7 protein-coding genes and 1 pseudogene are annotated in these 12,337 nt (G+C 37.6%); 4 read left to right on the forward strand and 4 right to left on the reverse strand.

Features of this window, described 5'->3' with window-relative positions; translation table 11 throughout:
- Window positions 1–380 precede the first annotated feature (380 nt).
- The 4 genes from ASU00_RS03005 to tagD form a co-directional block, all read right to left on the reverse strand.
- Window positions 381–1,307, reverse strand: coding sequence for an LCP family glycopolymer transferase (locus ASU00_RS03005; protein ID WP_057911960.1), 927 nt, complete (start codon window positions 1,305–1,307; stop codon window positions 381–383).
- A 233-nt stretch (window positions 1,308–1,540) separates the two neighbouring features.
- Window positions 1,541–2,578, reverse strand: a complete 1,038-nt coding sequence (locus ASU00_RS03010) for a C40 family peptidase (RefSeq protein ID WP_057911961.1) — start codon at window positions 2,576–2,578, stop codon at window positions 1,541–1,543.
- A 277-nt stretch (window positions 2,579–2,855) separates the two neighbouring features.
- Window positions 2,856–4,019: a CDP-glycerol glycerophosphotransferase family protein gene (locus ASU00_RS03015; protein WP_057911962.1), complete on the reverse strand. Its 1,164-nt coding sequence runs from the start codon at window positions 4,017–4,019 to the stop codon at window positions 2,856–2,858.
- Entirely contained in the window at window positions 4,012–4,410 is a 399-nt protein-coding gene (gene tagD, locus ASU00_RS03020; protein WP_057911963.1) for a glycerol-3-phosphate cytidylyltransferase, read from the reverse strand. The genes ASU00_RS03015 and tagD overlap by 8 nt, the downstream gene beginning before the upstream one ends.
- A gap of 800 nt (window positions 4,411–5,210) precedes the next feature.
- Between tagD and ASU00_RS03025 the strand changes: the two genes are divergently transcribed.
- The 4 genes and pseudogenes from ASU00_RS03025 (at window position 5,211) to ASU00_RS03040 (ending at window position 12,332) form a co-directional block, all read left to right on the forward strand.
- The gene (locus tag ASU00_RS03025) at window positions 5,211–8,540 is read left to right on the forward strand and encodes a CDP-glycerol glycerophosphotransferase family protein (protein WP_057911964.1); all 3,330 of its coding nucleotides are present in this window, start codon (window positions 5,211–5,213) and stop codon (window positions 8,538–8,540) included.
- 95 nt (window positions 8,541–8,635) lie between these two features.
- The gene (locus ASU00_RS03030; protein ID WP_057911965.1) at window positions 8,636–10,174 is read left to right on the forward strand and encodes a glycosyltransferase family 2 protein; all 1,539 of its coding nucleotides are present in this window, start codon (window positions 8,636–8,638) and stop codon (window positions 10,172–10,174) included.
- Between the two features lie 151 nt (window positions 10,175–10,325).
- Window positions 10,326–11,531, forward strand: a pseudogene (locus tag ASU00_RS03035) (CDP-glycerol glycerophosphotransferase family protein); the annotation flags it as partial.
- A 3-nt stretch (window positions 11,532–11,534) separates the two neighbouring features.
- Window positions 11,535–12,332, forward strand: a complete 798-nt coding sequence (locus ASU00_RS03040; RefSeq protein ID WP_057911967.1) for an ABC transporter permease — start codon at window positions 11,535–11,537, stop codon at window positions 12,330–12,332.
- Window positions 12,333–12,337: the final 5 nt, after the last annotated feature.

Below are 12,337 nucleotides of genomic sequence, written 5' to 3' on the forward strand. Positions count from 1 at the left end.
ACATGGGAATTAAAATAGAACTCAGCCCATAGTTTGGAGAATTTGGACTTGATCGTTGCATTCCCTCAGGAGTGTCACCTTCCGTTCCACCCAAATTTGTGTGAAAAGCCACTGACCACAATATCGGAGGGTCTACTCTTTGGCCGTTTCAATCCTCTCTGCTCCAACGAAAATAGCTTCGGATAAGGGGGGATGTACATGTACGTTTTGATTGCGTTCAATTGGACATGTCGGTCGCCAGTGATGACCTAGATAAGGTATTTGGAGGGGGGACCATTCTTTATGACTGATTAAATTAAAAAGGGTTTCGGAATGAGAGCATTCCGAAACCCTTTTTGCCTGAAGTTTGAGAGGATGGCAATAAAGTCATCTTCTTTAGGTTATATTCCCAAATGTGTTTTCATACGGTTTTGGGCTTCCAGTTTTTTTTCTTCTGGAACGATGTTGTAAAAGACGCCATCGACCCTTTGATTGTCACCTTGAAGTGTATATTGTTCAATGTTCTTTAGTGAAGATTTATAATTGTTTTGGATGCTAAGCATTTCATTGAAGGTTAAGTTGGTTTCAACGTTTTTTCCTAGTGCCTTGAATATATCGTCATAATTAGTGAGTGTCGATAGGCTTGAGCCCTTTTTCATGACAGCTTGGATAACCTGGCGTTGACGCATTTGCCGTCCGTAATCCCCGCGTGGATCTTCCTTACGGATTCGGGAATAAATCAAGGCCTCTTTACCATTTAAGTCAATGGTGCCTTTATTGAAGGTAAAGCCTTTGTAGGCAAGGTCCATATCATTATCAACGGTGACGCCGCCTACAGCATTCACGATATCTTGGAAGCCTTCCATATTCATTTTGACGTAATAATCGATCGGAACGTCGAGATAAGCTTCGACTGTGTTGATCGACATGGAAACTCCGCCAAATGCATAGGCATGGTTCATTTTATCATTCGTGCCTTTGCCGATGATTTCTGTACGTGTGTCTCGTGGCAAACTCAGTAATTCAATGGATTCCTTTTTCGGATTGACCGTCATGACAATCATCGTATCTGATCGCCCTTTGTCATTTTTCCTTTCATCGACACCGAGGATAAGGATTGAAAAAGGGTCTTTGCTTTTAAACTTAATATCATCTACACGCTTATCCGTTTTATGCTCCGTACCCTGCATTGTCTGAATCGCGCCTGCCAGGGATTGGTAGACGGAAGCTGCATAAGCACCTGCACCTATGAAAAGGATAAGTAAGGTAAAGCCAATTATTTTAAACGTTTTGCGCTTCTTTTTCTTCTTCTTATGTTCAGATCTCAACTAAATTCCTCCCTGAACCATCCAACTAAAATGGAGGGCATGAAAAAAGTACCTAGACCTAACTATACCTTTTTTTTGTCGAAAATAGAATAGTATCTTTTTGTAGATAGAGTGTAATTTTACCTATTTTTACTTAACGAAGCAGCAGATCCTTTCAACATCATCGGTGTTTTTTTAAAAAAAGCCTTACACAAAAATGGACAGGCTCTAAGTGAATGCCTGTCCATTGAAGCTTATAAACTTTTATAACCAATGATCCTGCTCTTGAAATAAGAGTTTGAAGTAGAAGTGATTGTGACGCCCTTGCTGGATGAGGCATGAATGAATTCCCCGCCACCCAAGTAGATTCCCATATGACTTACCACGGCTTTACTAGAACCGGTTGCAAAGAAGATAAGATCACCGCTTTTAGGTGAAGTAACCTTTTTGCCCATATCATAATATGTAGAGGATGAAACCCTGGAGATATCATATCCGGCCTTCTTGAATGTGTAGTAAATGAAACCGCTGCAATCGAACCCTGATGGAGACGCGCCTGCCCATGAATAAGGTGTTCCAATCATTTTCTTCGCTTCGGAAACGAGCTTGGCCACTTTGCTGCCGGAGCTAGGTGCTTCTACCTTAACATCATTATTAGCTGGTGTGCTGGAACTGGATGATTTGCTTAATCTTAGCTTTTGTCCGACTCTAATGAAATCTGAGTTTAACGAGTTGAATGCTTTAAGCTGTGCTACTGATAGCTTGGTCTTTATGGCGATTTTTGAAAGCGTATCACCTTTTACCACGATGTATGTAGCAGAATTCGCCGGGGTCTCTGTAGGATTGGATGGTTTGGAGCTGCCGGGTAAATCAATTGTAGTGGTGGTAGTCGATTTAGATACGATTAGTTTAGCCCCTGCATAAATTCGATCCGATTTTAAGTTATTCATTTTCATCAATTCAGCAAGTGTCAAGTTATGCTTGTTCGCTATCCGTGTTAACGTGTCGCCAGAGACGATGGTATATGTGGTATTCTTCGTTTTTTTCAAGGAAACAGAAGAATCATTAGATGTTTTGTCGGAGTTGGATGTTAATATTTTTTGGTTGATTCTCAAAAAGTCGGTTTTTAAATGATTAAGCTGCTTCAAGTCATGTACCGTCGTATTATGTTTCTGTGCGATTTTGCTTAACGTATCGCCGCTTTTGACTGTATATGTACTGGCAAGGGCAGGAGAAACAAAAGTTGAAGATAAAATGGCTAGTGTCGAAAATGCGACTACACTTTTTTTCAAGATTTCCACCTCTATGTCTTTTTCCCTATTCTAACAAAATAAACAGGCGAAAATATATTACATTTTTATTACAAGGGGAAAATAGTAGTATTATACTGGTTTATATTGGTTTGATAAAGGTGATAAAACCAACAAAATTTTCTATATTATGAGTCTTTTTTCACAAAAATGTTCAAGGCGTAAAAGCTTGTCGTACGCTGTTAAATTATCACTGATTTACATGATAATTGGGATTTGTCAAAAAAACCCACTTCATCAATGAAGTGGGTGAGTGATTTTATTTAAAAAGAAAGTCAACTACATTCCGGCTTGAGTTTCCAGTCGAGTATTGATTCCATTTTTGGTTAAAGGCAGCGATTTTCATTAATGAATGATCGGCGACTCGGATTTGTTTCAATAAAGCTTCTGTGGTGGATACTACCGGTCCCGGCATGGAAGCTGTGTAGTCTTCCCAAAAGCCCCGCTCCTGTACATACTCAGCTAAATCATAGGCGAAGAAAATCATCGGCCTGTTTAGAAAGGAGAACTCAAACGGAATTGAAGAGTAGTCGGTTATTAATAGGTCTGTGCTGATCAGCAGTTCATTGACATGAAATTCATTAGTGACACAATAAACGAACCCAGGGAATTTAAGGTGTAAATCATGATCTGCTTTAACCGCTGGATGCAATTTAAGCAGAAGTGCATAATCCTCACCCTGCAGTTCCTCATACAGTAATTCCAAATCGAGTGCAATCGCTCCATCATTCAAGCCATCATTACGAAATGTAGGGGCATATAGCATGATTTTCTTATGCTCTAATTCTGGAAACTTGGCAAGAAATGCACGACGTGCTGTCTTTTTTGATTTCTCATTGAAAAAGAAATCGGTACGAGGTATCCCGGTCTTTAATATGTGGGATTCAGGCAATTGAAAACTTTCCTGATAAATTTCGGCCATTCTGTCTGAACCTGAAGTAACATAATCGAATTTTTTATATACATCCAGGAACCTTTTCCGAGCTCCAAGAGAACGGTTTTGAATGGAAGGGTCTTTTGCGCCGAATTGTTTAACGGCCCCGGCCGCATGCCACACTTGAACGCATTTCACTTGCTGTTTGAATGAAACGGCGGAAAGAAAGCCATAATAATTATCAATGATGATCACTTTCGATGTAGCAAGATGATAAATCGATAGGAAAAGGGCGATGATATTTTTTGATTCAAAAGGAAGGACGATGGTATCCCCACCGTCCTCTACATGTATATGACTGCTCGATTTCATCAAAAATACTTTTTTGACGGAAATGTCCTGCTTGTCCATTTCGTCAGCGATATATTGGCAATTATCCCCGAATGAAGAGACAAAGGTCGTTTTGTCATGCAAAGGGAAGAGTTTAAAGATAGAGAATAAAACTTTGAAACAAAAAAGATAAATCCCTATCGCGAATTCTTTAGCCATTAGTAACTTGTAACAGGTCATCTTTAATTTGGGAAGTCGAAATGCCGATTGTTCTTGGAAGGTAGACCACATCACAAACTTCGGATAACTCATCGAATTTGCCCTTCCAGTCATCTCCCATTACAAAGATATCTACACCTTCACGAATGATGTCTTCCCGCTTTTGTTCCCATTTGTTCTCAGGTATAACTTCATCCACATAGCGGATCGATTCAAGGATCATTTTTCTGTTTTCAAAGCTATGATAAGCCTTTTTATCTTTTAAAGCATTAAATTCATCAGTGGAAATGGCAACGATAAGATAATCCCCTAAATCTTTAGCACGTTTCAATAGATTGATATGACCCCAGTGAAGTAAATCAAAGGTACCATAAGTGATTACTTTCTTCATTTTTTATTCCTCCTGTAAGACTCTTCATTTCTATAAAAATAGTAAGAGTCAATTTGATATTTAGTTGGACCATTAGATTATGAAATGAAATGTAAAGCAGGTTACTAGCATTCCATGGCATTCGGCTGTTACTTGCCTATGGAGCAAAATCAATAATGACTTACCTTACTAATTATAACTTAATAGCTTTACAAATAAACAACAATTTATTTACATTTAAACCACATTTTCTTTTAATGATAATAAAACTATTAATTTCAGCCCGTATAATTGTCCGTTAAGTGATATAAAGCAGTATCTAAATATAATATCAAACGGAGTTAAAGGTAAAAAGAAATGAACGACAAAAATGAGCCAATCACATTTTATCATGTTTAGGAGAGAACAACTAGAGGAGCTACTCAAGGGGAAGTGTGAGTGATAGGGGACATGGGCTGTCATGTATAGGCTCCAAATCTATCGGTTACCATTGTATATACCCAATTAATAAAAATCAAGAAGAAACGTGAGCGGCTGAATGGCTGGATTTGGGGAGATGGCAGGACGTTCAACTGTGCTTCTTTGTATAGGATTTCGGTAACAATATATAGAAGGAACTTGCTTCGTTTGTTTCAAAAGGGGTATGCTGCTATCGGCACACAGAAAGCCAATATTTTCGTTAATATACGCTTATTTGGTAATGTGTGGGAAATCATCTTATCGGTGACGTGATATTGAGTAAAATGCGAAAAAAGTTTATGATTTTAAAGTACAATGAATGAATCGAATTTATTTAAATAATTTGTTATAGGTGGTTTAAAATGATAAAGAGGCTTCTTGGAAAAAGAAAAGCAAAAAAAACTCCTAAAATTAAGCTGAAGCAAGTTCTTAGCATTTGGCAAGAGGGAAATATGTTGTTCATAAAAGGACAATTTTCAAAAGAACATTATTTCGCAAAAGAAATATGGCTATTCTCCAGAGAAAATGAAGATCAAAAAATAAAAATCGCTGAAATGGCTGGTTCAGCTAATTTCGAATTTACAATAAATCTGCAAGATGTAATGCGGAAAATAAATGAGAACAACCCGACTGTTTATGATTGTTTTATGAAAATTTCCGTACCGGTCGATAAGCTAAGCAAAAAAACGATACAAAATATCGAACATAAAGCGGCATATGTAGAAGAATCCGACCAGGTTCATATTGAGTACCCAATTCGTCTAGGTCGTTTTCAGGAAACGTACATTGACAATTTGAACATATACTCCTACGAAGATAAACAATGCATATTCTCGATAACGAATAAAGGAAATCTATCTCTATACGTCAATGAGACCCCTAAAGCTTCAATCAAGTCTCAAATCGAGAAAATCACCAACAAGTCGAAAACGATGCATATCAATGGTCAAATTTTCACCAAACATTCAAAGATCTTAAAAGGTGAAGGTGTAGTTAAAGGAAGACAAAGTGACAAGGAATACAAGGCAAATCTATCTTTTATCCATAACCGGGAAATGAATAGTAAGAAATACGGTTTGAATCGTTATATATATGATTTGAAATTGGATATAGAACAATTGGTCAGTGTCGATTTGCAAGATGATATATACGATATATACATGAAATTACATTTGCATGATCAGGAAGAACCGAAATTGGTACGTGTCGGACGACCAACAACCAGAGCTAAATTATTCACTAAAAAGACCAACGTCAGATATGATCATACAGTGGCTATAGTTAATCCGTACTATACCTTTAAAGCATCTAACTTATCATTGGAAGTGTTTAACTTCCCGATAGAAAGTTATCAATATTTAAAAAGTATGATGGGATGGAAGCGAATCCTCAGTCTATTCAACAAGAAAAAAGATGTCTGGTTAATCGGAGAAAGAACGTATAAAGCCCAAGATACAGGATATCATTTCTTTAAATATATGAGGGAAAAACATCCGGAAAAAGAAGTGTATTATGTAATAGAAGAAAATTCCGTCGAAGCTAAAAATGTCGAACCCTTCGGAAATGTACTTTATTTCAAGTCGAAGGAACATATTAAAAAGACTCTGGAGTCGACACGCATCATTGCATCGCATCATCCAGATTACTTATATCCATTAAGAACGACTGAATTTAAGAATCGTGTTAAGGGAGTTAAGGTGTTTCTTCAACATGGGGTTATGGGTACGAAGAATATGGTGGCGAACTATGGAAAAAAAGCCACTTCCGGTTTTAATACGGATGTTTTCCTAGTAAGTTCCGACTTCGAAAAGGATATGATCGTAACGGACTTTGGATACAACGAAAAAGAAGTGTTCGCAACGGGACTATCGAGGTTCGACTCACTGTTCAACGATGATGTTTTAGTTAAGCGGCAAGTGTTGATCATCCCAACTTGGAGGGATTGGATTACTTCCGATGATATATTTTTGGAAAGCGAGTATTTTGAAAGATATCAGAAATTAGTGAACCATCCGGTTTTACATGAATTAGTTGAAAAAGATGGGTTTGAAATTATCTTTTGCCTTCACCCCAATATGCAGAAATTCACGTCTTATTTTAAAGATGCTCCAGTTAGGGTAATCAGTCAGGGTGAAGTGGATGTCCAAAGGTTAATTAAGGAAAGTGCAATCATGATTACGGATTATTCAAGTGTCGCTTTCGATTTCAGTTTCCTGCATAAACCAGTGATTTACTATCAATTCGATAGAGATCGTTTCATAGGTAAAAGGCCATCGCATTTGGATCTGGATAACGATCTTCCTGGTGATATCGTTGATGAATTGGATGAGCTGTTGAATAGATTGGCCGAATACGCGAAAACTGATTTTACCATGAAGAAAAAGTATATGGACAAAGCTGACCGTTTTATTAAGTATCGCGATGTTCATTCCAATTCGAGAATATTCGAAGTGATTCAGAAGGCTGAAAAAAATCAAGCTGCCCTGAATAAATTATATAACCAAGAGTTGCTCAAATTGGTAATGACTCGATTCAGGAAAAGTCAATATTATTTCCCTGTTATGAAAAAAGCATATACAATGATGTCTAAGCTTCTCCCTGTTGACAGGAACCTAATCCTTTTCGAAAGTGGGATAGGCAAGCAATTTGCGGATAGCCCTAAGTATATCTATGAAGAATTGATTAAAAGGGATAATAATCACAAAAAAGTTTGGGTGTATAATGGGAATTTGCCGGTAAAAGGGAAAAACACGAAGGTGATAAAACGCCTAAGTCCGGAATACTACTATTATTTAGCCAAAGCAGGCTATTGGATAAATAATCAAAATTTCCCTACCTATATGAGCAAAAGGAAAGAAACCACTTATATTCAAACTTGGCATGGCACCCCCCTGAAAAAAATGCTATTCGATATAGAAAATATACAGGGAAGAGAAGATGGATACTTAGATCGAGTGCATGCTGCAACTAAAACATGGGATTATTTAATTTCACCAAGTCCATACGCATCCCAGGCCTTCAGAAGTGCCTTCAAATATAATGGGAAGATATTGGAAACTGGATATCCAAGAAATGATTTGTTTTACAAGGACGATGCGGCAATAACTGCCAAGTCAGTAATAGAAAAGCTGAAGATACCCGCAGGAAAAAAAGTCATCTTATATGCTCCTACATTCCGGGATAATCAAACATCGAAAAACAATAAATTCATTTTCGATCTAAAATTTGATTTGGAAAAAATGAAGGCGGCACTGGGGGATGAGTATATCCTGTTGTTAAGGATGCATGTTGTCATTAGCAATAGTCTCAGCATCCCTAGCGAATTCGAGGATTTCGTCATGAATGTATCCAATTATTCAGATATCCAGGAGCTTTACCTGATCTCTGACATCTTGATTACGGATTATTCTTCAGTAATGTTCGACTATGCGAATACTGCTCGACCGATTTTGTACTATACGTATGATCTGGAAGATTACAGAGATAACATCCGCGGATTTTATATGGATTTTGATAAAGAAGCTCCAGGGCCATTTTTGAAAACGACGGAAGAGATTATCGATTCCATTATTAATATTGATCAAATAAACATGCAATATAAAGAGAGATATGGTTCATTTAGAGAGAAGTATTGTGGAATAGAGGATGGGAAAGCTACAGAAAGAATCGTCAATCAATTTTTTGAGGATTGATTCCTGAAACAAAGGGTATTGTTGATTTTGAGTAACCGGTAGATTGGCTGCCTTAGCGATACATGCACCTCTACACACGGAAGGAGAGGATTGGAATGAGCGTCTTGGTACGTCAAAAAGCGAGGGAACTTATAAAGGGCAGTACGATTCAAACGAAAAACAATCCTTCAAGCTTAAGAAATAAGCTATTAGGAAAAGGTAAAAAAGTCACTGTAGTTACTGCTGCATATAACTCTGAAAAATTCATAAGAAAAACGATTGAATCGGTCATAAATCAATCCATGGGGATAGATCAGATTGAATATATAATCATTGATGACTGTTCGACTGATGGTACCGCTCGAATTATCCAAGAGTATACGGCTAAATATAAAAGCATTTGTTCAGTTTCCCTTCAAGATAATAATGGGTCCCCCGGGACCCCTAGAAATATTGGGATAGAAATGGGAACAACCAAATATATAACTTTTTTAGATGCGGATGACTGGCTTGCTCCTGATGGACTGGAAAGCCTCTATAACATCCTGGAGGAAACTGGTGATGATTATGTAGTGGGTAAAACGGTAAAAGTCGAATCCGAGTCAGAGAGCGTGATTGGTGAGTTCGCTTCCATAAAAGAAAGAAGAAGCATTTCCCCATTGGATGTTCCGCACTTTTTTTATCATATGGGTCCAACGGCAAGAATGATGAATCTATCCATGGTCAAAGAAAATGAAATTGGTTTTCCCAATATGAAATTCGGTGAAGATAAATGGTTTTTCACTGATGTTTTCTTTAAAGCTAAAGCAGTTTCGACCACTAAAAAACCTATTTATTATGTCAATAGGACGTCAGATAATCCAACTTCCTTAACTCGTATTACGAATGTGTTGGACAAGAGGAAAGCGGATATTGAAATAATAAAGTATATACAAACCAAAGATATTAACCTTGAATTCAAAAAGGTGTCTCTTAACCGGATTTATGAGTACGATTTAGTAAAAACGTTCGACAGTCAAACCTTTGTGAAATCGAAGAACAAAGAAGAATTCATCGGAATATTAAAGGAAGCTGTTGAAACTACGAAAAACCTGTCATATGACTTTACCGCTGAATTCAAAGTGCCTGTTTACAAATTGGCGATTGAATTATTCATGGACGATCGGATTGATGACTTCGTAAAGGTATTTGAATGGTTAAAACGAGAATCGAATAAAAAATACCATATTAAAGATGGCTTACCTTATTATGAACTGCCATTTTTGAAAGATGAATATCGCTTTGTCAGGATTCCGATGCTTGCTCGGGCAATTGATTCCTATGTCATCGATAATGTTTACCACCAAAGTTTTGAGATATATGGTGATGATATAAACAACATCGAGTCTGTATTGATACGTGATAGAAAAAGAATGGACAATGAACTGAACTGCGACGTTCAAATAGAAGGCAACAGAGGGCATTTCTCTGTTTCACTGGATGAAATCGATCGTATGGAAAAGTCCCTATTTACAGTGTTCATTCGCTACAATGACTACCAATTGTTGAATATTAAAAGAATCCTGAAAAATAAGATGACGTATAATAAGAAAAATGTGGAGTTTTATACAACAGTGGCAAATAATTTGGGACTGGCAATAAAGTCTTTGGAGTAGCTGTTCGAAGTACACCAAAAAAAGCTCTCCCTTTTCTTGGGTGAGCTTTTTTTTGATGTGCATGATTGTGTCAATGTTCATTTATATGCGCTATTTATTAATTTATTGAAAAGGGAGATCGGATATGGAAAATGGAAAAATAAAAACCCCAAAGAGACCTTCCTTTCTAACACTGTTTAAACAAATCGTCAAAGCAATCATTTTAAGAGGATATAAAATGGTTTTTGCCTTGGCAGGCAACGTGTTGCCTGTGGACCAGAGACTAGTTATTTTTGAAAGCTTTTTGGGCAAGCAGTATAGCTGTAATCCACGGGCGATTTATGAATACTTGCAGAGTCACCATCCTGAATATAAAATGTATTGGAGCGTAGATAAAAAGTATAAAGCTCATTTCGAAGAGGCTGGGATTCCATATCTCGACCGTTTTTCATTTAGTTGGCTGCTTAAAATGACCAGAGCCCGCTATTGGGTAACGAATAGCAGACTGCCGCTCTGGATCCCGAAGCCGAGGCACACGATCTATTTGCAAACGTGGCATGGAACGCCGCTAAAGAAGCTTGCGGCAGATATGGCTGAAGTTCATATGCCTGGAACGACGGCGGATAAATATAAAGAAAATTTCCATGCCGAATCAAGTAAATGGGACTATCTAATTTCACCGAACGCTTATTCAACCGAGATTTTTGCCCGTGCCTTTAATGTCGATCCAACTAAAATTATGGAAACTGGTTATCCTCGTAATGATTTCCTTTACAACGGGAATAATCGTGATACAATCGACTCATTGAAACAGAAGTTAGGTATTCCCTTAGAGAAAAAAATCATATTATATGCTCCTACTTGGAGGGATGATGAGTTTTATGATAAGGGGAAATATAAGTTTGAAATAAAACTGGATTTGGATCGAATGAAACGGGAATTGGGGGACGAGTATGTCATTTTGCTCAGACTTCATTACTTGGTTTCCGAGAACATGGACTTGTCCTTGTATCAAGGCTTCGCCTACGATTTATCCAGTTACGAAGATATTAGTCATTTGTATCTTATTTCTGATTTATTAATAACTGACTATTCATCCGTATTTTTTGATTACGCGAATTTACAGCGTCCGATGCTTTTCTTCGTGTATGATATTGAAAATTACAGGGACAAGCTTCGCGGGTTTTACTTTGACTTTGAAAAGAATGCACCTGGTTCGTTAGTAAAAACATCCGATGCAGTCATTGATAGTATCAAGAATATGAAATTTGAAAATGCCAATGATATCAATCATTTTCACGAACGGTTTTGTGCACTCGAAGATGGTCAGGCTTCACGCCGTGTCGTAGAAAAAGTGTTTTTAGGAAGGTCCGTGTAATCTATGAGTTCAGCTTTGACTGTATTAAAAGAGCAAATTAACAATTTCTATTTGGTAAGGCGTTTATCCGTTTATGAGGTGAAAAGTGCCAACAGCAGTAACTACCTGGGAGTCCTATGGGAAATCATCAATCCGATGATACAGATTGCGATTTATTGGTTTGTATTTGGATTTATCATCTTAAATCGCGGGGATGATTTCCTTCCATGGCTGATGGCAGGGATCGTTGTCTGGTTCTTTGTGAACCCGGCCATAACCCAAACGTCCAAATCCGTCTATTCCCGAATGAATATGGTATCCAAAATGAGCTTTCCGATGAGTGTGATTCCATCGTATGTCATCTTTGCTAAGTTGTATCAGCATCTTATGCTGCTGGGAGTCATCATCATCCTATTAGGGTTTACAGGTTACCTCCCTACAGTCTACATCTTGCAACTGCCGTATTATGTTGCAGCGACGGTCTTGCTGTTATTTTCATTGGGTTTAATCACTTCAACATTATCAACCATCATTCGTGACGTTCATAATATCATCGTGTCCTTAATGAAAGTCATGTTTTATTTAACACCAATCCTTTGGGTAATGGATGCTAAGGAACACCCTACCATAGTCAACATCATGAAGCTGAATCCACTATATTATATTGTGGAAGGGTATCGAGCTTCGTTATTGGGGGAATCATGGTATCTGATCGAGCATTGGGAATATACGCTTTATTTCTGGGCAGTCATTATCATTTTGTTTATGATAGGTTCCTCGCTGCATGTTAGGTTTAGAGATCGCTTTGTTGACTTTAAGTAAACAGG

The sequence above is a fragment of the Peribacillus muralis genome (assembly GCF_001439925.1).
Lineage (GTDB): Bacteria > Bacillota > Bacilli > Bacillales > DSM-1321 > Peribacillus > Peribacillus muralis.